Genomic DNA, 23,969 nt, shown 5'->3' with positions numbered 1-23,969 from the left:
TTTTTCCTTTCTTATCCTAGCGACTATACTTGCTTGAAAGCTATTTTATTAAACTACTATTTTAAAGCGCTACTGGTGTAGTTTTTTCACATTGGCTTATCTCTCAATGCTGACTTATTTACCAATACAGAAACTACCGAATATCTTACCCAAGAGATCGTCCGCGCTAAACTCACCGGTGATTTCACCTAAGCTACTTTGCGCTTGTCGTAGGCTCTCAGCCACTAACTCTCCCGCCTTAAATACCACTAGCTGCTCATGAGCTTCTGATAAATAACCAGCAGTACGTCTCAAAGCATCTAAATGCCGAGTACGTGCGATGAGGCTATTCTCAGGGGGATGAAAGCCCACTTTAGCACATAAAGCTTCTACTAAGTCTTCGATGCCAGCACCTGTTTCACATGAAACATCGACTTGTTGATAGCCTTTTTCTGTCATTTCAATCTGTGTCATAGAATGGAAGTTGTCTTTGCGGCTATCGTCATTTAACAAGTCGCTCTTATTAGCGATAATCAATAAACGCTTGGCTTCTGGTAGCTCGCCGAACAGTTGCTCCGCTAGCTGTAGCGGTGTACTCTCACCTTCAATATCACGAGTAACGTCATAGACTAACAGCAAGATATCGGCTTGGGCGATAGCAGTACGAGCCCGCTCAATACCGATACGTTCGACCGTATCTTCGGTGTCACGCAGACCAGCGGTATCAGTCAGATGCAGGGTTAAACCCTTGAGTACCACCGTCTCACTTAGCGTATCACGCGTGGTGCCTGCGACTTCTGTGACGATAGCGCGCTCTTGTCCAGCAAGGCGATTGAGCAAGCTTGATTTGCCTGCATTGGGCCTACCCGCTAATACTACATGGATGCCATCACGCAGCATTTGGCCTTGCTTGGCGGTTGCTAATACTTGCTGTATTTGAGCTTGCGTTTGTTCTAGATTATCTTGAATAATGCCATCCGATAAGAAGTCAACGTCCTCTTCATCGGGAAAATCTATCGCCGCCTCAACATGCAGGCGCAAGTGAATAAGCTGCTCTAGCAGCTGATTAATCTTTTCTGAAAACTCACCACTTAATGAGCGAATAGCACTACTGGCGGCCGCTGCGCTAGTCGCATCGATGGCGTCAGCGATGGCTTCGGCTTGCACTAGATCTAGCTTATCATTATCAAAAGCGCGGTAAGAGAACTCTCCTGCCGTTGCTTGCTTAGCGCCTAGCTCAAACACTCGCGCTAATAGCAAGTTCTGTAATATCACCCCGCCATGGCCTTGTAGCTCAATAACGTCCTCACCAGTAAAAGAATATGGCGCTTTGAAATAGAGCACTAAGCCTTCATCGATAATGGTACCGTCAGCCTGATAAAAACGGCAAAAACTGGCTAAGCGCGGTGTAAAAGCCGTCTTACCGGTTAATTGACAAGCGATATCATAAGCTTTTGCTCCAGAGAGACGAATAATACCGACACCGCCGCGCCCCAATGGCGTGGCAATAGCCGCAATCGTAGTCAACCCTGATTGAGCTTTTACTGGCATTTGCATAGCATTCACAAGCACTCTCAACAACCAAAACCTCTATTATAGACGGCTAGGCTGATACTGACAAAGTAAAGTTGAAATAGGGTGCTTCAGCACTTTCATCTTGACTAAAAAATAAGTTTGGCAAGTATAACTATAAAAAAACCACCGCCTAAGCGATGGTTTTAAATGACTAAACTAATCAAAACTTAATTAGCTTAACACCTTAACGGTACGACGTTTCTGCTCTTCTTCGACCTTCTTATTGACGATGTATTGCTGCGTCATACTAAATAAGTTGTTCACTGTCCAGTATAGTACTAGACCGGCTGGGAAGAACAACATAAAAGCGGTAAAGATAATGGGCAAAAACTTCATAACCTTAGCTTGCATAGGATCGGCAGGCTGCGGATTTAACTGCTGCTGGATGAACATAGAGACGCCCATCAGTAGCGGTAGAATGAACCAAGGATCCATTGCGGATAGGTCTTGAATCCATAAAATCCAAGGCGCGTGACGAAGCTCAACACTCTCAACTAATACCCAATATAAAGCTAAGAAAATAGGCATCTGCATCAAAATCGGCAAACAACCCGCCATCGGATTGACCTTCTCTTCTTTATAGATAGCCATCATCTCTTGCGACATCTTCATGCGATCATCGCCATGCTCTTCTTTTAGTGCTGCTAATCGCGGAGCTAAAGAGCGCATCTTCGCCATTGAATAGTAGCTCTTGTTAGAGAACCACATCAGAGCAATCTTCACTAAGATAGTCAGGACAATAATAGACCAACCCCAGTTACCTAATACCTTATGGATACCATCAAGAATAGCAAAAAGTATCTTCGATATTGGCCATAATAAACCGTAATCAACGGTTTGATTCAGACCGACAGCTACCTCTTTGAGCTCAGACTGTACTTTAGGACCAGCGTACAAAGTAGCATCTAAAGTCAGCTGCTTATTTGCGGCAATATTAACAGGCTGACTGTTAAAGCCAATAAAATAATCGTTGCCTGTCTCACGACTGAAGAATTGGCCAGTGAAGTTCTCTGGTGTCCAAGCAGATACAAAGTAATGCTGTACGATACCAACCCAGCCTTCATCGCTAGTGACACTGAGCTCATCATTACTAAACTTTCCGAACTTGAGCTTATTGTACGGATCATCAGGTGTTCCCCAAGCGCCGCCTAGATAAGTCGCCATACTCAGCGCGCCTTTATCAGACATCCCAGGGTCTTTACTATCATCACGCTTGAGCTGGGCAAACATCTGTCCTTGCCACGGCTGCGCTGACCTATTTTGTATCTGATAACTGACATCGATAGGGTATTTACCATGGGTGAAGGTATAAGTCTTAGTTACCGTGACGCCATCTTGTTGATAGGTTAGCGGTACTGATAAGGTTTGTTGCCCCTCTTCCATCATATAGCTATCAGTTGCAGAGCGATAACTGGCACGGCCATCTGCAGTGTCGATACCGTTCTGACCGATCAAGCCTGACTGAGCGACATAGACACGATTACTATTGTTCTCAAGCAATACAAAAGGTTCATCGCTATCGAGCGTTGCGTCGTATTGCTTTAGCGCAGCATAAACAATGTCGCCACCTTCAGGGTTGATTTTGACGTCATAACGATCGGTAGTGACAGAGATAAGATTGGTATCTTTAACCGGAGCGGTGGACGCAAGGCCCTCATTGACCGGTATCGTCTGTGCCGGAATGTCACCCGCTGCACCAGTGGTAGAGGGAATATCACCTCCTACTGTAGTTGCCGCATTCGGCGTAGTTTCTACAGCTGGCGCATCAGCATAATCATCTCGCCATGCCAAAATCAGCAGATAAGCGGTAATTAGCATCGCAATGATGATCATTACCCGTAATATCTTTTGCATAAACCTGTCCTAGATTAAATATTAGGGAACTAAAATTAGAGCATGCATCACGATTGCTTAATAAATCGTTTTGCTGCTAATAGCAGTATTAGCAATCATTAACATAAAATGTGCATTATTTTACTAAAAAACAAGCCTAAATGATACCAAGAGTGTGGATAGGCTGTGGATAACTTAGCTTGAGTAGGAATTAATTGTGGATAACTGCCTTTGATTATCCACATCAACTTTATCTTAACGCATAAGATAGTTTAGCCGTGCGACATAGCTACTTGTGTCACGATAGACGCTGCTAATCAAATGACTACTGGTAGCGTCATTTAACTCCTCTTTCACGAACGATTCTGCTAGAGATGGATAAAAGGGTTTGTAATGATAGCTAGCTAGTGGAACAGGAACAAAATCAACGCCATGTCCACCCCAAGGCTGACAGCGACCAAGACGCTTTATCAACAGCCAACCCCCACTCCAAACACCATGCCAAGCTAACGCCTGCTTGCCATAATTTGAACAAGTGGGGTAATAGCGGCAGCGTGCCGGTAATATTGGGCTTATTATTTTTTGATATAGATTAATAATATTAAATAAAAACAAATACATAGTTTTATTAATTATTTTTTTATATAGATTCATTTTTATTTTTTTCTATTTTTTTTAAAATACTGTTTATTTCTTTTTTTATCTCTTTGCTTTCCATTTCTTTTATAGATTTTTTAACTATAAAAACAATATCTTTATTTTCTAGATTAGCTGCTTGATTACGAAAACTTTCTCGGATTAAACGTTTGACTAGATTACGGCTCACTGCAGTGGGTACCTTGCGCTTGGTGATCGCCATCCCAACCCGTGGCTGCTGTAAAGTATTGCTACGTACAAAAGCCATGAGATGACTTTGATGCAATTTACGCTCAGGAGCATCAAATACCTCACGAAAAGCCGCTGGAGTGAGTAGACGCTGCTCTTTGGTAAAATGATAGCTGTTGGTAGCTAAAAGTGTATTGGACATAGTAGAGCCTGTAATAAGAGCTAGTAGTCACATAAAAGGAGCTACAAAAAGAAGTTAAGAATCATAAAGTACAAAATATAGAGACAAAAAAAGCGCCTATATGGGCGCTTTTAATAGATGGCTATCTCTCAGTTATAATCAATAGCTGAGGTTAGTTGCCAATTACACAGTAAGACGATGACGTCCTTTAGCGCGGCGACGTGCCAATACTTGACGGCCTTTTTTCGTTGCCATACGTGCACGGAAACCGTGAGTACGTTTACGCTTGATCACGCTGGGTTGGAATGTACGTTTCATAACTCACCTATCAAAATAATGGACTAAAATCAAAATAATGCAGGATTATACCATTCTCGCATATTTAGGTCAACGAACTAATGAACTGTTTTACTAGCAGGGTCAATTATAGCCAATCGCTAATGACAAAGAATGCTAAATTTACTTTTTTAGTTTAATTAGAACAGGTTGTAAATTAACCCCTTAACAAGCAACTCATTTGTTTTTTAGTTGCTTTTGTTGTTATCACTTCTTGTTAAGTTTTAGAAAAGTTATCCACAGATTTTATCGTTCTCTATAATAATTAACTATTAATATATATAAGTATTGTTGTTATTGGGACCCCAAATTTCTGCGGATAAGTCGATATAATACTTAATTATCAAGTCACTAGACTATGGGTAACCCTGTGGACAACTTGGGGATGGAATGTGGGTAACTTAGCTTATAAAGTTATCCCCAAAACTATCCACAGACTTATCCCCAAAAAACAGGATGTTATCCACAGGCTATTTATGATAGATTAGCGGTCTTGCTTTACTAAGATTTATAGCAAAATATCACTTTAAATTCTTACTATGCAGGCTGTAGATATCGGTCCTTATTGGGCAGTAGTCGCTAAATTTTTGGGCTATAAAGACTGCTATTATTATAAATACAAGCGCTATGATACTTACCTAGTACTAGCTAATGAGGTTAGTTTTTTATGATAGACACGGCGACACTTTGGGATAAATGCTTGGATGACCTGCGTTATCATGTTAAAGATAATGTCTTTACGATGTGGTTAAGACCTTTATCCGCTCATGAAGAAGCACAAACACTAGTCATCAGAGCGCCCAACGATTATTTTGTTTCTTATATCAAAAAGAACCATTTAGAAGACATTCGTCAATTGGTAGCTAAGCACAGTCAAGGCAATATTCTGGACGTGGTGGTCCGTGTCGACAATGCTAATCATAGCAATCAAAATGAGGATCAAAGCTACATACAAGGTGCTGCGGATAGCAATAACGGCGAGCATACTAAAACAGTAGATTCTTTGTTTACTAATGAGCATAATCTCTCCTCCCCTACCCCAGCGTCACCAAAAAACAATACCAGTAACTTTAGTTCTGACCCTAAAGTAGATGCTGGAAATAACCAGCGATATGCAGCGTCAAATGACTCTGCTGATGCAAAGTCTCTTAGCTATTTAAACCCTGATTTCACTTTCGAAACCTTTGTCACTGGCAAGTCAAACAACCTCGCCTATAAGGCTTGTTATGAGCTGAGTAAGCGCCAATCAAAAAATAGACATAATCCCTTATTTATATATGGGCCTTCAGGTTTAGGAAAAACGCATTTAATGCACTCTGTTGCTCAGCGCTATGTAAAAAATAATAGAAGTTTTTATTATTTCACTTCTGAGAAATTTATTAATCAATTAGTTTATTCTTTAAGAAATAATAAAATAGAAGATTTTAAAAAGAAGATTAAAAAAGTTGATTTATTAATTGTTGATGATATTCATGTGTTGGCTGGAAAGACGAAAAGCAGTAATGAGTTTTTGACATTATTTGCTGATTTTACGAGTGGCGATAAACAGCTCATTCTGGCCTCAGATCGACATCCCTCACAAATGACTGAATTTGATGAACGCTTTCGCTCAAGGTTCTCTTGGGGTCTGACAGTCGCTGTGGAGCCACCTGAGATTGATACTCGCGTACAGATCTTACAAAGAAAGGCGGCTTCTTTTGGTATGACATTACCGAAAGAATGCGCCTTATTTATCGCACAAAATGTGGTCTCTAACGTGAGAAGGTTGGAAGGTGCGCTTAATCAGGTATTTGCCAACTCCAACTTGACTGGTGCCCCAGTGACGCTTGAGATGGTACAGTATGCACTCAAAGATATCGTCGCTATGCGGGTACAAGCGGTCAATATGGATAATATTCGCAAAGTTGTGGCCGAGTACTACGATATCAGTGTGAAGGATCTGATGGGCCGCAAACGCACTCGTAGTATCGCCAGGCCGCGGCAAATAGCGATGGCGTTATCTCGTGAGCTAACAGGCGATAGTTACCCAGATATAGGTCAGTCTTTTGGTGGTCGCGATCACACAACGGTCATGCATGGCTGTGAAAAAGTGGCGCAATTACGTGCTGAAGATCCTACGGTAGATAAAGACTACAAAGCGCTAGCAATGATGCTGCAAGCTGGATAAGACCAACAAGCCGAATAAGACCAAATAGTAGCGCGGTATTTTAGTAGCTAAATATAGTTTATAATAAGTACTATTTAATCGCTCAAACTTAAGGCTATTCTAAGGATAGATGTCTTAATGACGTCACTTTAAGCCTAAACTCCTAAAAAACAGATTTCCTAAAAAATAAGAGTACCTAGCATGCAATTATCGATTAATCGTGAGTCGTTATTAAAAGCTATTAACTTAATCGCTAAGGCCGCCGATAAGCGTCATAATATGGTGATTTTGGGTAATATAAAACTACAACTCTCTGACTCTGAGCTGGTACTCACCGCTTCGGACTTAGAGGTTGAGCTGACATCTACGCTTAAGTTGCCTGCTGGCGCTTGTATCGAAGCGGGCACAACGACTTTGCCAGCGATGAAGCTAAAAGATATTTGCAAATCGTTACCGGCTCAAGCGCAGATCAATCTGACTACGCAAGAGAACGAGCGCTGCTTACTGACAAGTGGTAAAAGCCGCTTTACTTTAGGGACTCTACCAAGCGAAGACTATCCAAGCTTGGGTAACCCTGAAAATATCACCGCCTTGACGATTAGCCGTAGCCGTCTGATAGATCTTATTCATAAAACCCAGTTTGCGATGGCAATCCAAGATGTACGCTATTATTTGACCGGTATGCTTTTTGATGTGTCACAGCAGCAGCTAACCACAGTAGCGACTGACGGTCACCGATTAGCGCTAGCGCGTAGTGTGATCGATATTGATAGCGACTTAAGTATGCAAGCGATACTGCCACGCAAGGCGGTGATTGAGCTAGAGCGTTTGGCCACTGAGCTTGGTAAGATGCTAGGGGATAGAGATAACACCGTCACTTTGAGTTTCGGTCGTGAGTTTTTGCAAGTTAGTTTACCGTTTGGTGAGGTTGATAGCGCCGGGCAAGTGAGCACGGACTTGATGGTAACTTTTACTGCGCGTCTAATTGATGGTAAGTTTCCCGACTATCGCCGAGTTATGCCTAGTAATACCGATAAGTTAGCCTTGTTTAGTCAAGAAAAAATGACTGATGTACTGCGCCGGGTGGCAATTTTGAGTAATGAGAAATCACGCGGAGTAGTATTTAATTTCGCTAGCGACGGTATGGTTGAGATAAGGGCTAATAATGCCGAGCAAGATGAAGCGGTGGAGATGATACAGGCGAAGTATCAAGGTGAGCCTATGGAGCTGTCTTTTAACGCCGCTTATTTACAAGATGTCTTGGGCGTAGTTCAAGGCGATGTACAAATGCATATGAGTCAGTCTAACGCCTCGGTGCTAGTCAACCAGCTGGGTGACGAGTTTCATCAATATGTCATTATGCCGATGCGTATCTAAGCTCGATAAGGCTTTCGTAATCATTATGATTGAACGTTTACAAGCGACAGACTTACGCAATCTTCAGCAAGTCAAACTGCAAGCAGCAGCATGTAATGTCATCATTGGAGAAAATGGTAGTGGCAAAACCTCACTGTTAGAGGCGATATTCTTATTATCACGTGGTAAAAGCTTTCGTCACAGTCAGCCTAAGCGCTATGTTCAGCACCATAGACCATCAGCCACGGTACATGCCACTTTGAGCGATGATACTAGCCTGGCGATCCAAAAGCAGACTGATGCTACTACCATTTTACGTCTCAATCAGAGTACCGTTTATAACCAAAGTATTCTCACCGAACAGCTACCAACGTTATTGATAGATCCCTCATCAATGGATATGCTAGAGCAGGGGAGTGCTAGTCGTCGTCAGCTACTCGATTGGTTAGTGTTTCACATGAAACAAGGTTTTCATCCGCAGTGGGTAGCCTATCAGCGCCTCCTAAAACAGCGCAACAGTCTGCTTAAACAAAGCAAGAGCCTAACACAAGTGCAATTAGCAGAGCTGAAGTCTTGGAATAAAGGACTGGCTAATCATGCTGCGCTTATTCATCATTATCGTGAGCAGGTATTTCTAGCTTGGCAGCCTTACTTTGAAAAAAGTATAGCGCAGCTGTTACCGTCCTACGCTCAGCAAATCAGTCTAAGCTACCATGCCGGCTACGATGTTACGACACCACTAGATGTACAGTTAGAAGAGCGTCTAGCCCAAGATCTGCAGCTTGGCTATACTCGTATCGGTAGCCACCGTGCTGATATTCATGTGCATTGGCGCTCCCAGAGTGACATGGGTGTAAGAGATGAACAGTCAAAAGCTGCAGCGGAGTACCAGACAGATACAACTAAGCCGTCCGCGTCAAAAGAGCAAAAGCTACCTACGTTAAAGGAGCAAGCCGCGAACGTCTTATCTCGCGGCGAAAAGAAGCTACTTATCACCGCATTACGTCTATCGCAATTACCACTATTGCTCAACGATGTCCCTACTGAAGAATCGGTCAGCCAAAACTTGCAAACCGATAGCTATACTACAACGACACCAGTCGTACTATTAGATGATATCACCGCTGAGTTAGACGATAGAGCAATAGATATTCTGCTTTCTACTTTAGCCAAGCTGCCTTGTCAGGTGTTTATGACCAGCTTGACGGCGGATGTGTTACCTATAGTCAATCGGTATTGGTTATCTCCTAATAAGTTTCACATGAAACAAGGATATCTAAGCCATTTTAATTAAGTTACTTTTATTAAGTCAATTAAACTCGTATGAGCTAATCGTTTTTTAGGTGATACAGAGCGAAATTCTTGTTATTAATAACATAATTTGGCGTATTTTGTTCTATGATTTGTAGCTTTAAATTGTTTTTACTCCAATCGAGCAATTATCTTCAATTTCACTCATGATTTAGCCATAAATAGCCAGTAAACAGTGACTTACAGCCAAAAAAATGTTAAAATAAGGCTTTATATTTGCCCTATTTTCAGCGACTATTCTGTAACTTTTATTTCATACTTTTTATTATTAATCAGGCACTAAATTATTGATAATATTGCTGCGGGAGTAACGTTCCACAGTAAAAATTGAAATCTAAGATGTTTTAGTAGATATGCTAGTTTTGTATCGAGTTATATAAAGCTAGCTCACGATTATTAGCTGATCACGGCTTGATTAAGGAATGCACATGAGTGACTCATTACCTATCGATAACGAGCAGTTGGACACAGCCAGTTTAGACAGTACGCTTGAGAGCAATATACTCGATACTATAACGCCTGAAGGCTTGCCTTCTGATTATAGCTCTAAGGACATTCGTGTTTTGCGCGGACTTGAGGCGGTGCGCGTGCGTCCAGGGATGTATATCGGCGATACCGATGATGGTACTGGGCTGCATCATATGGTGTTTGAGGTTGTCGATAACTCTATCGATGAGGCACTCGCCGGTCATTGTGACCAGATCGATATCGTCATTCATGAAGATGAGTCGGTCAGTGTCAGCGATAATGGCCGCGGCGTTCCTGTCGATATTCACCCTGAGGAAGGCGTATCAGCGGCGCAGGTCATTATGACGGTGCTACATGCGGGCGGTAAGTTCGATGATAATAGCTATAAAGTCTCAGGCGGTCTACATGGGGTAGGGGTGTCCGTAGTCAACGCACTATCCAAAAAGCTGGAGATGAATATCTGGCGTGAAGGCTATCATTATCAGCAAACCTATACTGACGGTGTACCTGATAGTGAAATCCAGCAAATGGAAGCCACGGATAAGACAGGGACCCAAATCCGCTTTTATCCAAGTAGTGATGTGTTTACGGGTACTATCTTTGAATATGATATCTTAGCTAAGCGTCTGCGTGAGCTTTCTTTTCTAAATTCGGGTGTGCGCATTGTCCTAACTGATGAACGCATCGATAAGCGTCATGAGTTTGAGCACAAAGGCGGTTTGTCTGAGTTTGTCAGCTACATCAATGCTGGCAAAGACGGCATCAATGACGTCTTTCATTTCACCAGCGAGCAAGACGACGGTATCGCGGTCGAAGTGGCATTGCAATGGACCGATACTTATAACGAAAAGGTATTGTGCTTCACCAATAATATTCCGCAGCGCGATGGCGGTACCCATTTATCAGGTTTCCGCTCAGCCTTGACCCGTGTGCTCAACAGCTACATGGATCGCGAAAACTTATTCAAAAAAGAGAAAGTTACCGCTACAGGTGATGACGCGCGTGAAGGTCTAACGGCTATTGTCTCTGTTAAAGTTCCTGATCCAAAGTTTTCTAGTCAGACTAAAGATAAGCTAGTTTCAAGCGAAGTAAAATCTGCAGTTGAATCGGCGATGCACGACAAATTCAATGATTTCTTATTAGAGAACCCAAGTGCAGGTAAAGCTATCGCCGGTAAGATTATCGATGCTGCGCGTGCCCGTGATGCGGCGCGTAAAGCGCGTGAGATGACCCGTCGTAAGACGACACTCGATATCGCTGGTCTGCCCGGTAAACTTGCTGATTGCCAAGAAAAAGATCCGGCATTGTCAGAACTGTACATAGTGGAAGGTGACTCTGCTGGCGGTAGTGCTAAGCAAGGTCGTAGCCGTAAGACGCAAGCGATTTTGCCGCTTAAAGGTAAAATCCTCAACGTTGAGCGCGCACGTTTTGATAAAATGCTTTCCTCTGCGGAAGTAGGTAACTTAATTACCGCGCTTGGCTGTGGTATCGGCCCTGATGAGTACAATCCGGACAAAGTTCGCTATCACAAAATCATCATCATGACTGATGCGGACGTTGATGGTTCGCATATTCGGACGTTGTTATTAACCTTCTTCTTCCGTCAAACGCCTGAGCTCATTGAGCGCGGTTATATTTATATCGCGCAGCCGCCACTTTATAAAGTCAAAAAAGGTCGTCAAGAGCTATACCTTAAAGATGATGAAGCGCTAAAAGCTTATCTATTGTCCTCGACGATTGATAATACTAAGTTGCACGTCAGTGAAGATGCGCCAGCAATCACTGGACAAGCATTAGAAACGCTGCTCAATGATTATAACCAAACGCAGCTGATAAAAGCCCGCTTGCAAATTCGTTTCCCAGCGACGTTGTTAGATGCGCTAACGCATACACCGAAGCTGAGTACCGATATGACTTATGATAAGTCAGCGATGGAGGAGTGGCAGGCGCAGCTACAAACCCAGCTGAACCAATTTGGTGATGGGTTGAGCCCAGAGATTGAATTGGTCGATATTCATGCGCCAGTTTCAGCCGCTACGGATGCGGTCACTGCTGATCTATTAGGCATGAATGCGCAGTCAGAGCCGCAGCTAGAGATGGAAGGTGAGACTCAATCCGCTCCTAACAGTGAGATGATATCGAACAAAGCCCAGTGGCTACCGCGAGTCACTATTTATGTGCATCAGCTCGCTCATCATTATCTGCTTGATGCTAGCTTTATCAACTCAGGTGAGTATAGCAAGCTGCTGCGTTTATCAGCGGAGTGGAATACCTTATTAGAAGATAGCGCCTTTATTCGCCGGGAAGCGGGTAGTGGCACAACTAAGGATATTCCGATACGCGACTTTGATTATCTATGGCAGCAGATGATGCTAGATGCGCGCCGCGGTTTGGCTATTCAGCGTTATAAAGGTCTGGGCGAGATGAATGCCGATCAGCTTTGGGATACCACGATGGACCCAGAGAATCGCCGGATGCTACGCGTGACTATCGAGGATGCTATCGCTGCTGATCATATGTTTACTTGCCTAATGGGTGATCATGTCGAGCCACGTCGTGTCTTCATTGAAGAGAATGCGTTGACGGTTTCTAACTTAGATATCTAACTTTGTTTAATATTTATTTATAATAAAAGTCATCTTGCTCGCAAGATGACTTTTTCGTTTCATGTGAAACCTATATGAGATGTACCTATTAATGAACGAAGAGTGAAATGATTGAAATTATCTTACTAGCTACAGCTTTAGCAATGGATGCATTTGCTGTAGCCATTGGTTTAGGCGCAAAAAATCAACAGCAAAGTCGCTATTATCTATTACGCTTAGCTATTTACGCCGCGTTGTATTTTGGTATTGCACAGGGCGTCATGCCCCTTATCGGTTACTGGTTAGGGGCGGCACTGTTAGGATGGCTCGCTGCTACTGCGCCTTGGATTGGTGGAACTATTCTTATCCTACTCGGCGGAAAAATGCTTTACGACGTATTCGTAGGCGGCGAGGAGGGTACCGTAGAGAGGGCGCTCCATATAGAAGTCGATGCTAATGATGCAGTTACTGTCATAAATAATGGAAAAAACACTATTAGTCAACGCACTATGTTTACTTTAGCAATTGCGACTAGTATTGATGCGATGGCGGCAGGATTTACGCTTAACTTGTTGCTTTTAAACGCTGGGTTGGCTTGTTTAATTATTGGCATAGTAACTGCTGTCTTTAGTTTTTTTGGGATATATTTAGGTCAAAAATCAGGAGTTTGGCTAGAGGATAAAGCGGAAGCATTAGGCGGGGTGGTGCTTATTGCTATTGGTTTAAAAATGATGTTTTTTAGCTAATCAATCCATTTTGATGGTAGGATAAAAAATCCCATTCTACTATTAGAATGGGATTTTTTGTTTCACGTGAAACAATTTTTAGGGAAGATACCAACATGGTTTCATGTGGAACTATAATTGGGCCATAAACTAAAAACTGTTTCATGCTGACATTATTCAGCTTCATCTATATTAAAACGCCAAGCCAATACTCGCGTACTCTTCTGACCTTGACTCATCTCGATAATGCGCATCTGTGCCACATCTATTTGCTTTAATAATTGCTGCAAAGGTTTCACGTTTTCAGACTTGGACACTAAGCTTGTGAACCAGCCGACATGCTCAGCAAAATCTTTACTCTCTTTAATCATCTTAGTCAAAAAAGCAATCTCGCCGCCCTCACTCCATAATTCTTTATGTTGACCGCCAAAGTTTAGGTTTTGTGCTGCATTGCCAGATTTGGTTGAGTGACGACTGATTTGCACGCTTTCATTCTTGCCGCGATGTCTTTGCAAATTATGCTGCTTACGGCTATTAGCCTCCATCGCCTCCTCTAATGAGGCATGAAACGGTGGGTTACAGACCACGACATCAAAATAATCTTGGCGACCGATTATATTTTTAAAGATATACTTCGGTTCAGGTTGTAGCTTGACCTTAATCGCACTTTTTAGCTTGGGATTAGCTTGGCTAATAACCGTAGCGGTGTTGACTGATACCGGATCAATGTCGCTAGCAGTAAAACGCCAACCGTAGCTTTGGCTACCGATAATAGGGTAGATGGCACTGGCACCGGTGCCGATATCGAGTGCATGAATATCTTTGCTCGTAGGCGGGCTATTGTCGCTACTCACATGGGTCGTTTGCGCGAGCAAGTCGGCGATGTAGTGAATATAATCGGCGCGCCCAGGGATAGGCGGGCACAAATAGCTCTCAGGGATGTCCCAAAACTTGACGCCATAATAATGCGCGAGTAGCGCCTGGTTAAGCACGCGTACTGCCTCAGCGTCAGAGAAATTAATTGTCGGCTCGCCCTTAGGGTTAGTAATCGTATACTTGGCAAGCTCAGGTAAGGCACGCGTCAATACTGCAAAGTCATAGCGACCTTGATGCGGATTGCGCGGATGTAATTGCCCCAGCTTTTTCGCGGTTGCTGGGGATCTGTTTCTATGTTTTGGACTGCTGTTTCTAGAAGAGAAATTGGTCATAATAGTAGGCTATAAGGTGTGAATATAACCGACTAGTTTAGCAGATTTCATCAATAGCAAAGCGCTTATCGGCTGCGGAAAATAAGGTTTAAGCCTAATACAATCATCGCGCTACCTAATATACGATCTATCCAGTGCTCGAAACGCTGAAAACGGCGCAAAATTGTTGGAATAGAGAGTAGCATCACCACAGTGCTAAACCATGCCATCTGTAACACCATCATCCACACGCCATAAATGGCCAGTTGCCAAAGCGGGATACCGGGTGATAATACGAGAGTAAATATCGCCACGAAATACACAGGCGCTTTTGGATTAAAGACGTTGCAGAAAAAACCACGGCGTAGGGTGGCAAAGGTAGATTCGGCTGCAGTTGTGTTCTGCGCTAGTGATACAGTAGATTGCTCTGCTGAATGAGTATCTACTGTCACTGTTGGATGTTTTGGCTTAGCGCTAATCCCCTGCCAACCGAGATAAATCAGATATGCCCCACCCAACCATTTAATAGCAGTGAGTAATGGCTGCGAATGTGCAATCACAGTCGCCAGTCCTAATACTGAGTAGATAATATGAATCGATAGGCCTAAGGTAATTCCTAAACTACAAATTATCCCGGTACGCCGACCTTTGGTTAACGTTTCACGTGAAACTAAAACAAAATCAGGGCCAGGCGAGGCGGCCGCTAGCAAATGTACGCTAGTGATAAGCAGAAAACCGTGCCAAAATTCCATAACGCGCTCTAATAAGGGTTACAAGTTGCATAATAGTGGCAGCTATCATAAATCAGGTCAACTTATATTGATAATGGCTTTGCTGCTTGTGTTATAGAGTGGGGGTGGCTATATTGAAAGCACGTTGATTAAAGCGATACCAACAAAAAAGGATAAAACTATGATTACGCAAAGTAACGATACGGACAACCGCATTACCTATGAGATCAACGGCACTATCTGTCTGATTGGGCTCAATCGCGCCGACAAGCGCAATGCCTTTGACAGCCATATGATTAAGCAGTTCTCTAGAGCACTTACTAAATATGACAACGACGATAATCTACGCTGTGCGTTAATCTTCGCACACGGCGAGCACTTTACCGCAGGCCTTGATCTCATGGAGCTACAAGATAAATGGGACAAAGGCGCGTTTGAATTTGATGAGACGCAAATTGACCCGTGGGGCATCGGTGGTAAATTACGCAGCAAACCCGTCGTCGTCGCCATCCAAGGCACTTGCTTTACCGCTGGCATTGAGCTGATGCTAAATAGTGATGTGGTTATTGCTAGTAGCAACTGCAACTTTGCACAAATGGAAGTCCAGCGCGGTATCATGCCATTTGGCGGCGCGACGGTCAGATTTGTCGCGGCGGCTGGCTGGCAAAAAGCCATGCCGTATTTGCTGACTGGCAAGAACTTCGATGCGCAAACCGCAGATAGACTCAATTTGGTCAGCGAAGTGGTGCCGAATGGTGAAGAGTATGAGCGCGCACTAACGATAGCGCAAGAGATCTGCACCGCCGCACCACTCGGCGTACAAGGGCTACTGTCCTCAGCACAAGATGCCAGTCGTAATGGTGCAAAAGTCGCACTGGCGAATATTCATGGCTATTTGCCGCATCTGTTTCATTCAGAAGATGCTAAAGAGGGCGCGATGGCGATGGTAGAGCGCCGCGCGGCTAAGTTTAAAGGGCGCTAGAGCTTCGACTTATATTTATTCTAAAATTGCTTTATGACATCAAGGGCAATGATTACCATGTTAGACATTATCAATATCACTGCCCCTATTTTTATTGTCATCGTCTCGACAATCGGCTCGTTCTTTAGCTTGAGCGCGGTACTGATCTACTGGAAAATGCGCGTTGGGTTTTAAAATATAGAGTTTGATGGTAATCACTTAATGCAGGAAAGCTGAATTCAATAAGTGACTGCTAAATAGAAATAAGCACTTATTAAACGCCTTTAATCAACGTAAAGCCCCGCAATTGCAGGGCTTTTTTTATCGGGTTAAATGATATTAACTTTGTCTACCAAGCAAAAGTCACGCCGCCACGTGCGCCAACTTTACCTGTATCAAGCCCGACGCCGGCACCAGCTGAGATGGTCATACTATCACTGACGCGCCCAGCAAAAGAGGTGCTTAGCGCTGAGCCATTATTATAATAACCGGTACCAAAGGTCATAGCATAGCGTTTACCTGAGGGGATGACTGGGGTCTCAAGCGCTAAGGCCATAGCGATGCCGTCTTCGGCTTCATCCAAGCGGTCTTCATGACGATTGTACTCGCTACGCAGATCACTAATCTGTCTGGAGTTATTAGCAGATGCTACTCCTAGATTAGCCACTTGCGTATTGGTATTGGCAAGCTGGGAGTTGGTATTAGCCAGCTGATTGGCGGTAGCCAGTGAATCTACAGTGACGCTTGCGCCCAAAGTACCGTTGGCGTCGGTAGTAACAATGTTAGTTGACCCTGACTGTGAAGCGGTACTGGCTTGAATTTGACCTGCGCCACCAAGAGCAATCTGGTTATCGTTTGCGGCAGATGCTTGATTACCGATAGCGATACTGTTTAAACCACCTGCTGCTGCCGCCTCACCGACTGCGGTAGAGCGTACGCCAGTTGCCGACGCCAAGTGACCAAAGGCTTGTGCGCGTTCAGCGCTAGCAGTCGACTGCCAACCGACTGCGGTTGCGCCTGCTTGCGTCGCTTGCGCTTGCGCGCCAATAGCGGTTGAGGACGTACCAGAAGCCGTCGTTTGACGAACCCCGCTTCTATCTCCACCGATTGCTACGCCATCGAGACCTGAGGCGACTGAGTTGTTACCGATAGCGACCGCATTGTCTGAGCTAGCAGCGGCGGCCTCACCAACAGCAGTAGAGCGTAGACCGCTCGCATTGGCGAGATGACCAAAGGCCTGCGCGCGCTCAGCAGTGGCTTTTGATTGCCAACCGATAGAGGTTGAACCTAGACCTGCTGCATTGGCCTGACCACCGACTGCTGTCGCTGAATTATTACCAGCGTTCGCGGTATTGCCGATAGCGACGGTGTCGTTATCGCCGCCAGCGGTAGCCGCTTCGCCTACTGCTAGCGACCTTACCCCATTTGCTTGAGCCAAATGACCAAAAGCTTGCGCTCTCTCAGCGTTTGCTCCTGACTGCCAACCGATGGCGGTTGCGCCAGCACCCGTAGCAACTGATTCGCCGCCTACAGCAGTCGTAGAGTTACCTTGAGCACTAGCACCAGCACCAATAGCCACAGCATCATTACCATTGGCATTTGATCCAACACCGTCTTCGTCCAAGTTTCCGTCATTATTTATGTCGTTGTTGCCACCAATAGCGATGGCACCATTGCCTGTAGCCGTTGCATCTTCACCAACGGCGACTGATTGCACACCAATTGCGGAAGTCTGATGCCCAAGCGCTGTTGAACGATTGCCTTGAGTAACCGCTTGCCAACCAATAGCAGTAGCGCCAGGACCACTAGCAGATGACTCACCGCCGACTGCAGTGGTTGAGTTGCCAGTTGCACGAGCAGTATCACCAATTGCCAAAGCGTCTGTACCATTGGCAATTGACTCATTACCGATAGCAGTAGACAGGTCAGTTTGTGCATCGGCATTTTCACCGATAGCAAGTGAGCGGACACCTTGAGCTGATGCTAAATGACCAAATGCCTGCGCACGCTCAGCTGTAGCTTCTGACTGCCAGCCGATAGAGGTTGCCCCTGCAGCGGTGGCCTGCGCTTGTCCGCCGATAGCAGTAGAAGATGTACCTGAAGCCGTCGTCGCACGCTCGCCTGAGCGATCACCGCCGATTGCCACGCCGTCGTCGCCTGAAGCGATGGCAGTGTTACCTATAGCCACCGCATTGGTACCAGACGCCACCGCATCTTCAGCGCCAGCAAAACTTTGAGCACCTGATGCGGTCGTTTGATGTCCGACTGCGGTAGCCATAGCGCCAGAGGCTTCTGCCTGCCAGCCCAAGGCGGTTGCACCAGGGGTGTTTGCCAAGCTCTCACCACCAATGGCGGTCGTTGAGTTGCCCAAGGCTTGTGCGCCGGCACGCGAACCATCTTCAGACACACCGCCGCCAAGCGCGACGGCATCAACACCGTCAGCTTGGGAGTTGGCACCAATTGAGATAGCGTTTTCAAACGAGGCAAAGGCAGTGTTACCGATTGCTATAGCGTTTTCATCTGACGCGAATGAGTTTTGACCGACAGCAGTGGAATTATCTGCGAAAGCGCTAGTGTTAGGGCCACAAGCTAGAGCGTCTGTGCCAAAGCTGGTCGCGCCTCCTGTATCTCCACTAGCTAATTGACATTCAGCTGCCATAACAGTGTTAGTACTTAAAGAAGCGGCGGCAATAGCTAGAGTGAGTGCACTGATTTTGAGTGCTGAGCATGGAAGAAAATCCGTTTTCATAATGCTAAATCCTTTTAGAGAAGCCTTATGGCTTTGTGGGTAGTTTGGTCAATGCTAATAGATCACAATCCTTGCAATATCAACATCCTCTGTCCTAAATAAAGCATAGAGTTTGCATCTCGAAGATAACACTAATTTTTGATTATGATTTAACTAATAATAAGATTAGGTTATAAAAGGTCATTTAAGCCGACGAATAAACAATGATGGTCAAAAGATGTCTCTAAACCGTCTATAAAACGAATTTGCTACTACTACTTTTGAGTAAGATACGCAGTAAAAGCTATTGATTTATCTATAAATATTAGGGCGTGTTGAACATTCACAAATACGCACTGACAGAGACTATTTTTTAGTCGATTCAAAGATAAAAATAGTAAGTTTAGTTATTCTAAGCGTCTATTTTTATCAAAGGAGCGGCAAAAAAGAGTCCTGTCCTTTCAGGCTGATGCTAAAATTGCCCCATACTGTGTTGCAAGTCTAGCTAAGGTCTAGACATTATCTTCGACTTGCGCCGTGTCTGGAACCATTTTAGCGATCAGCAGTGCCATGGTTGAATGTTCAACACGCCCTATTGATAGACCTTTATTTATATTCTTAAGGCGTGTACTTTGATCAATAGAAAATATAATCGTGCAAGCCAAAAAAACCCCGCCATAGCGAGGTCTCATTATTTTGTCTAAACTATCTTATAGCTCTGCCAATATTGGCAACGAACGTCTTAGCGCGCTGATTTATAGTAGTCAACCAGCATCGTGCCTAATGTGCCGTTGTCATCGATAGTCACTATTCTGACCGTACCCGACTGTGATGCGGTACTCGATTGTACTTGTCCGGCGCTACCTAAGACGACTTGGTTACTGCCTGCTGCCATCGCGCCGTTGCCGATAGCGATGCTGTTCATGCCGCCTGCCATAGATTTGTTACCGAGAGCTACCGAGTTTGCCCCTTGGGCCGCCGCCGCCTCACCGACAGCGGTTGAACGAACGCCACTAGCATTGGCGATATGACCAAAAGCTTGCGCGCGCTCGGCAGTGGCTTTGGACTGCCAACCGATAGACGTTGAGCCGAGACCTGCGGCATTGGCTTCACCACCGACAGCCGTTGCTGAGTTTAGACCTGCATTAGACTTGTTACCGACAGCGACGGTATCGTTGGTGCCTCCTGCCATAGCCGCTTCGCCGACAGCGGTAGAGCGTACGCCGCTTGCATTAGCGAGATGACCAAAGGCTTGCGCGCGTTCAGCAGTGGCTTTTGATTGCCAACCGATAGAGGTTGAGCCCAGACCTGCGGCGTTGGCTTGACCGCCGACAGCTGTCGCTGAATTAAGACCAGCGTTCGCCATATTACCGATAGCGACGGTGTCGTTCGTGCCAGTAGACATGGCGCTATTGCCCAAAATGAGGGCCGTACTGCTAGTAGCATTGGCAGTCATCGGTTGAGATTTGCCAGCGGTGGTCATATTGGAGCAAGCAGCGACGCTTGCAATTGCTAAAGTCAGCACGCTCATCTTTAGTGCAGAGCGTCGTGAAAAGTCCATTTTCATAATATTAAGTCCTTTTAAATAAGCCATCTTGGCTCAGGTAGTGGTTTTGGCAAGTGCCAAAATCTTATAAATAGTACACTATCAGCGTACTCTGGCATCGATAAACTGATGAGATGTGGAGTCCGCCACAGTAATGTAACACTAATTCTTGCGCATCATGCAAGTAATGATAGTGTTAAACTCTCAAAGGTTGTTTAAGCTGACGAATGAGCGGTTATCGCTCAAAAACACACTCGCTATTCACTGATATAAAGGAGAATGCCAATGCCATATAATTTTGATGAGATCATAGATAGACGCGGGACGGGATCACTCAAGTGGCACTATAGCGACGATACCATTGCGCTATGGGTGGCTGATATGGACTTTAAAGCAGCCTCGCCTATCTTGGATAGTGTGCAGCGTGTGGTGGATCACGGCATCTTGGGTTACACCAAACCTACCGAGGGGTTGTTTGATGCCATTATCAACTGGCACGGCAGTCGCTATGATTTGCAATTGAATAAGCAAAATATTCTATTCTCACCGGGCGTGGTGCCAAGTCTTGCGCTGATGATGCAGATATTCACCGAGACAGGGGGTGCGGTACTGGTCAATGATCCCATTTATACGCCGTTTATGACTAAAGTGAAGCAAAATAATCGCCGGCTTGTGACATCGGCGTTAAAGGAAGTAGAGGGAAAATATCAGCTGGATTTGGACGATATCGAAGCTAAAATTATCGAGCATCAAGTAAAGCTGTATCTGCTATGCAACCCGCATAATCCGGGCGGGCGCGTGTGGACAAGAGAGGAGCTTAAAGCACTGCTTGCGCTATGTAAAAAACACAATGTCGCGATTGTCAGTGATGAGATTCATCAAGATTTAACCTTGAGCGGTCATAAATTTACGCCTTTATTGAAATTAGCAGAAGCAGAAAGCTACGCGCATAACGTCGTCAGCCTGACCTCTATGACCAAAACCTTTAATGTAGCGGGTATCAAAGGCTCGATGATCTTTGCTAAAGATGAGGCGTTAATCAGAAAAATCAGCCAGCAGCAGCATTTAAATGATGAATACGAGCTAAATTTATTTGCCTATACGGTGATGCAAAGCGCTTATGAAGAGGGCGGCGAGTGGCTTGAACAGGTGCTGGCTTATATTGAAAAAAATATTGAGATTACGATAGATTTCTTAAAAGGGCATTTACCTGATATCAAGGTGATGCGTCCAGAAGCATCGTATTTGATTTGGCTCGATTGCTCGGCATACGGTGAGGACAATCAGGCGCTTTATGACAAACTGCGCGCGACAAAAGTTGAGCTAAATTCTGGTATTAAATACGGTCACGAGGGTCATCTAAAAATGCGTATTAATGTGGCGTGTCCGAAAACGCTATTGCGTGAGGGGTTAAATCGGGTTTATGCGGCTTTTAGGTGTTGAACAGAGCAAGACGGTTTTTGATAGATGTTAATAGCATATGTTATGGATATTAGTTACGGCTAATATCCATAACATATATTTCAATACTATTCCTATACTTATCTTCAATACGATCATCCAGAAACGATTTTAATTCTTTCGCACTATTTGGCTTTTCGCTGATTCCAGTTTTATTAAAAGCAGTAGTGTTTAAACTTCTATTCGCAACAACGTTCTGACCAAACCAAAATATGAGATAAATACCTTGTCCTTGAGATTGGTGCTCCTTTAAATACAAGTCGCCAAGCTGAACGTTCATTGCAGTCCATAGCTTTTCGTGCCATTGACCTTTTACTTCGATAGGAAGTTGAAAACTAGTATTCCTACAAACTATATCTGCCCTTTTATCGTCAGGCATGTCTCTTTCCGTTTCTAAGCTAAAACCGTAGACTTGTAATTTAGGCTTCAACAAATCAACTAATCTATCTCGACAGTCATTTTCACCATGCGGAACGTTTTTCGCATTTGTCGATATAGACTGATAAAAAACTTTATGTGGATCCGTTTCGCTTCCGTAAATTTCTGCTTGTATTTCATCTAACAATGTAATAACAAATGCCTTTAAATCTAAACAGTCTTTGGGTAGCTCATTCTCATAAATATTTAGTAAGATTTCTAAAGAGGGAGGTACATAATTTTGCTCGCGTATTTTATTTTGTTGCTGAAATAAGAGGTTAGTGATATGAGTCTGATAGCTGTTATGAATTGAAGACTGAAAGCCTTTGAGAGTCTGATAAGCTTTATCAGAAGGTATGTTACTCAAATCTACAAGTAATCCATAAATGAAATCGCTAGCTTGCCATGGGTTACGGTTACCTGAACTTGTTCCTAAAGGTCTAGATATGTTTGAAAAAGTAAAATGATAACGATAAATAATCCACTCTTTCATGAAGTCTGTACATGCGACTTTTTTACTATTTCCACTTTGCTGATATAGCTCACTTAGTTCCCAGTATAGTTCACGCATATACCTAAAACACTTTGCTTTGGTTATGAAGTTTTTTTCGTCAACATAACTGTATAAAGCAAGCCAAAGACTAGCATCTTCCAAATCATCAATTTCATTCAAATATTCTATATTACTAACCTTGCGACGAATTAAAGGCTCTAGTTTATCAAGTCTTTTATGGTTGATGATAGCTTCAATCAAACGCCTTTGGTTTTGCTTATTCAAAGTGTAGTTTTCAAGAATATTGACAATTTTGTCTATGTCAGTATTTGTTACTTCTGTTTTTATCAACCAGTGAATACCTTTGATATATTCCCATTTATACTCAAACTGAGGTAATAATAGATTATCTATTAATTTGTTTTTTAGATTTCTATCAATGATTTGTTTCTTAACTAACTCAAATACTCCAATCTGAGAGTCATAATTAGAGCTTAGATAACTATTGATAGCTATAATAATGGCACATACTAGAATGATGTTGTCATCTAAGTCGTCTAAGAGCTTATTATCTAAATAACGGCAGTAGATACCTGCATATAGTACAGTTTCTTTTGCTCTGTGTTTGTTGAGCACAAAGTCTAATGGCTTTGGAATGCTATTAAACAAACTATTCTCGAAACCTTTTCTTGCAGAATATGTTAAGTCTTCTTTAAGTAGATGTTCTAAAGTAGTGTAAGGGTGAAGATCTTTTTGCAAGTCAGGATAACGTTTCAACAAGATATTAGCAGGATAAAAACAAGTATGAAAATCACCTGCTTCAAGATCCTTTCTGTTTTCTCTCAATTGAGTTCTATTTCTCTGTTGATTTAGCTTTTTTTCTAAGCGTCTATTTCTGCTTTCTCTTTCATACTCTAGTTCTCTTTGACTTTTTTGCCTAGGTTGATCGTATTCTTCAATAAATCTACACAAGTCTGGCTTATGTAAAATAAAACCTTCTATGTACTTTAGAATTTTATTATCAAATCCAGTGCGACTTCGATTGAGTAATATAGTCTAATCCAAATAAAACCGATACAATCCTATTAACAATTGCATTTAATGAAATAAACGATGACTTATTCA

At 43.7% G+C, this 23,969-nt stretch carries 18 protein-coding genes; 7 read left to right on the top strand and 11 right to left on the bottom strand.

All coding sequences use genetic code 11. From position 1 onward, the window contains the following. Window positions 1–114: 114 nt before the first annotated feature. The 5 genes from mnmE to rpmH all read right to left on the bottom strand — a co-directional run bounded on the left by mnmE (window position 115) and on the right by rpmH (window position 4,711). Complete coding sequence (gene mnmE, locus ACTXGJ_RS10120; RefSeq protein WP_443565930.1) at window positions 115–1,536, bottom strand: tRNA uridine-5-carboxymethylaminomethyl(34) synthesis GTPase MnmE; 1,422 nt, start codon at window positions 1,534–1,536, stop codon at window positions 115–117. 189 nt (window positions 1,537–1,725) lie between these two features. Continuing rightward, window positions 1,726–3,408, bottom strand: a complete 1,683-nt coding sequence (gene yidC / locus ACTXGJ_RS10115) for a membrane protein insertase YidC (protein ID WP_439242045.1) — start codon at window positions 3,406–3,408, stop codon at window positions 1,726–1,728. 234 nt (window positions 3,409–3,642) lie between these two features. Next, window positions 3,643–4,041, bottom strand: a complete 399-nt coding sequence (yidD, locus tag ACTXGJ_RS10110; protein ID WP_443565863.1) for a membrane protein insertion efficiency factor YidD — start codon at window positions 4,039–4,041, stop codon at window positions 3,643–3,645. Further along, window positions 4,028–4,414 (bottom strand): ribonuclease P protein component, encoded by a 387-nt coding sequence (gene rnpA, locus ACTXGJ_RS10105; protein ID WP_443565862.1) that lies wholly within the window; start codon window positions 4,412–4,414, stop codon window positions 4,028–4,030. The genes yidD and rnpA overlap by 14 nt, the downstream gene beginning before the upstream one ends. 162 nt (window positions 4,415–4,576) lie before the next feature. After that, window positions 4,577–4,711, bottom strand: coding sequence for a 50S ribosomal protein L34 (gene rpmH, locus ACTXGJ_RS10100; protein ID WP_007394757.1), 135 nt, complete (start codon window positions 4,709–4,711; stop codon window positions 4,577–4,579). 685 nt (window positions 4,712–5,396) lie between these two features. Here rpmH and dnaA point away from each other — a divergent pair. The 5 genes from dnaA to ACTXGJ_RS10075 all read left to right on the top strand — a co-directional run bounded on the left by dnaA (window position 5,397) and on the right by ACTXGJ_RS10075 (window position 13,341). Continuing rightward, window positions 5,397–6,896, top strand: coding sequence for a chromosomal replication initiator protein DnaA (gene dnaA, locus ACTXGJ_RS10095; protein WP_443565860.1), 1,500 nt, complete (start codon window positions 5,397–5,399; stop codon window positions 6,894–6,896). Window positions 6,897–7,076: 180 nt separating this feature from the next. Further along, a complete protein-coding gene (gene dnaN, locus ACTXGJ_RS10090) occupies window positions 7,077–8,252 on the top strand; it encodes a DNA polymerase III subunit beta (protein ID WP_443565858.1) in 1,176 nt (391 codons plus the stop codon). Further along, on the top strand, window positions 8,227–9,525 hold the full coding sequence (gene recF / locus ACTXGJ_RS10085; protein WP_443565857.1) for a DNA replication/repair protein RecF: 1,299 nt from the start codon (window positions 8,227–8,229) through the stop codon (window positions 9,523–9,525). Before dnaN ends, recF begins: the two co-directional genes overlap by 26 nt. A gap of 445 nt (window positions 9,526–9,970) precedes the next feature. Beyond that, window positions 9,971–12,616 carry a DNA topoisomerase (ATP-hydrolyzing) subunit B gene (gyrB, locus tag ACTXGJ_RS10080; protein ID WP_439242058.1) on the top strand — a complete coding sequence of 882 codons (2,646 nt, stop codon included), beginning with the start codon at window positions 9,971–9,973 and terminating at the stop codon, window positions 12,614–12,616. Window positions 12,617–12,723: 107 nt separating this feature from the next. Then, window positions 12,724–13,341 carry a manganese efflux pump MntP gene (locus ACTXGJ_RS10075; protein WP_439242060.1) on the top strand — a complete coding sequence of 206 codons (618 nt, stop codon included), beginning with the start codon at window positions 12,724–12,726 and terminating at the stop codon, window positions 13,339–13,341. Window positions 13,342–13,493: 152 nt separating this feature from the next. Here the strand turns inward: ACTXGJ_RS10075 and rlmF are convergent, their stop codons facing one another. Next, window positions 13,494–14,528, bottom strand: a complete 1,035-nt coding sequence (gene rlmF / locus ACTXGJ_RS10070) for a 23S rRNA (adenine(1618)-N(6))-methyltransferase RlmF (RefSeq protein WP_443565855.1) — start codon at window positions 14,526–14,528, stop codon at window positions 13,494–13,496. Window positions 14,529–14,593: 65 nt separating this feature from the next. Next, window positions 14,594–15,259: a LysE family translocator gene (locus tag ACTXGJ_RS10065; protein ID WP_439242064.1), complete on the bottom strand. Its 666-nt coding sequence runs from the start codon at window positions 15,257–15,259 to the stop codon at window positions 14,594–14,596. A gap of 160 nt (window positions 15,260–15,419) precedes the next feature. Between ACTXGJ_RS10065 and ACTXGJ_RS10060 the strand changes: the two genes are divergently transcribed. Continuing rightward, window positions 15,420–16,220 (top strand): crotonase/enoyl-CoA hydratase family protein, encoded by an 801-nt coding sequence (locus ACTXGJ_RS10060; protein WP_443565852.1) that lies wholly within the window; start codon window positions 15,420–15,422, stop codon window positions 16,218–16,220. A gap of 328 nt (window positions 16,221–16,548) precedes the next feature. On the opposite strand, the gene ACTXGJ_RS10055 is transcribed toward ACTXGJ_RS10060, so the two are convergent. The 3 genes from ACTXGJ_RS10055 to ACTXGJ_RS10045 form a co-directional block, all read right to left on the bottom strand. Then, complete coding sequence (locus ACTXGJ_RS10055; RefSeq protein WP_443565851.1) at window positions 16,549–18,948, bottom strand: hypothetical protein; 2,400 nt, start codon at window positions 18,946–18,948, stop codon at window positions 16,549–16,551. 491 nt (window positions 18,949–19,439) lie between these two features. After that, window positions 19,440–19,619: a hypothetical protein gene (locus ACTXGJ_RS10050; RefSeq protein ID WP_443565849.1), complete on the bottom strand. Its 180-nt coding sequence runs from the start codon at window positions 19,617–19,619 to the stop codon at window positions 19,440–19,442. Window positions 19,620–19,669: 50 nt separating this feature from the next. Beyond that, complete coding sequence (locus tag ACTXGJ_RS10045) at window positions 19,670–20,494, bottom strand: hypothetical protein (RefSeq protein WP_443565847.1); 825 nt, start codon at window positions 20,492–20,494, stop codon at window positions 19,670–19,672. A 264-nt stretch (window positions 20,495–20,758) separates the two neighbouring features. Here ACTXGJ_RS10045 and ACTXGJ_RS10040 point away from each other — a divergent pair, with 264 nt between their 5' ends. After that, complete coding sequence (locus tag ACTXGJ_RS10040; protein WP_443565845.1) at window positions 20,759–21,916, top strand: MalY/PatB family protein; 1,158 nt, start codon at window positions 20,759–20,761, stop codon at window positions 21,914–21,916. Window positions 21,917–21,965: 49 nt separating this feature from the next. Here the strand turns inward: ACTXGJ_RS10040 and ACTXGJ_RS10035 are convergent, their stop codons facing one another. Next, a complete protein-coding gene (locus tag ACTXGJ_RS10035) occupies window positions 21,966–23,816 on the bottom strand; it encodes a hypothetical protein (RefSeq protein ID WP_443565843.1) in 1,851 nt (616 codons plus the stop codon). Window positions 23,817–23,969 lie beyond the last annotated feature (153 nt).

Source organism: Psychrobacter sp. 1Y11 (assembly GCF_052259045.1).
Taxonomy (GTDB): Bacteria; Pseudomonadota; Gammaproteobacteria; order Pseudomonadales; family Moraxellaceae; genus Psychrobacter.
Note: the sequence above shows the minus strand (reverse complement) of the source record. Positions and strands in the feature narration are given on the sequence as shown.

Excerpts from the sequence above, each read along its gene's own strand:
- mnmE (WP_443565930.1), bottom strand. The coding sequence starts at position 1,536 with ATGCAAATGCCAGTAAAAGCTCAATCAGGGTTGACTACGATTGCGGCT.
- yidC (WP_439242045.1), bottom strand. The coding sequence starts at position 3,408 with ATGCAAAAGATATTACGGGTAATGATCATCATTGCGATGCTAATTACC.
- yidD (WP_443565863.1), bottom strand. The coding sequence starts at position 4,041 with ATGAATCTATATAAAAAAATAATTAATAAAACTATGTATTTGTTTTTA.
- rnpA (WP_443565862.1), bottom strand. The coding sequence starts at position 4,414 with ATGTCCAATACACTTTTAGCTACCAACAGCTATCATTTTACCAAAGAG.
- rpmH (WP_007394757.1), bottom strand. The coding sequence starts at position 4,711 with ATGAAACGTACATTCCAACCCAGCGTGATCAAGCGTAAACGTACTCAC.
- dnaA (WP_443565860.1), top strand. The coding sequence starts at position 5,397 with ATGATAGACACGGCGACACTTTGGGATAAATGCTTGGATGACCTGCGT.
- dnaN (WP_443565858.1), top strand. The coding sequence starts at position 7,077 with ATGCAATTATCGATTAATCGTGAGTCGTTATTAAAAGCTATTAACTTA.
- recF (WP_443565857.1), top strand. The coding sequence starts at position 8,227 with ATGTCATTATGCCGATGCGTATCTAAGCTCGATAAGGCTTTCGTAATC.
- gyrB (WP_439242058.1), top strand. The coding sequence starts at position 9,971 with ATGAGTGACTCATTACCTATCGATAACGAGCAGTTGGACACAGCCAGT.
- ACTXGJ_RS10075 (WP_439242060.1), top strand. The coding sequence starts at position 12,724 with ATGATTGAAATTATCTTACTAGCTACAGCTTTAGCAATGGATGCATTT.
- rlmF (WP_443565855.1), bottom strand. The coding sequence starts at position 14,528 with ATGACCAATTTCTCTTCTAGAAACAGCAGTCCAAAACATAGAAACAGA.
- ACTXGJ_RS10065 (WP_439242064.1), bottom strand. The coding sequence starts at position 15,259 with ATGGAATTTTGGCACGGTTTTCTGCTTATCACTAGCGTACATTTGCTA.
- ACTXGJ_RS10060 (WP_443565852.1), top strand. The coding sequence starts at position 15,420 with ATGATTACGCAAAGTAACGATACGGACAACCGCATTACCTATGAGATC.
- ACTXGJ_RS10055 (WP_443565851.1), bottom strand. The coding sequence starts at position 18,948 with ATGAAAACGGATTTTCTTCCATGCTCAGCACTCAAAATCAGTGCACTC.
- ACTXGJ_RS10050 (WP_443565849.1), bottom strand. The coding sequence starts at position 19,619 with ATGAGACCTCGCTATGGCGGGGTTTTTTTGGCTTGCACGATTATATTT.
- ACTXGJ_RS10045 (WP_443565847.1), bottom strand. The coding sequence starts at position 20,494 with ATGAAAATGGACTTTTCACGACGCTCTGCACTAAAGATGAGCGTGCTG.
- ACTXGJ_RS10040 (WP_443565845.1), top strand. The coding sequence starts at position 20,759 with ATGCCATATAATTTTGATGAGATCATAGATAGACGCGGGACGGGATCA.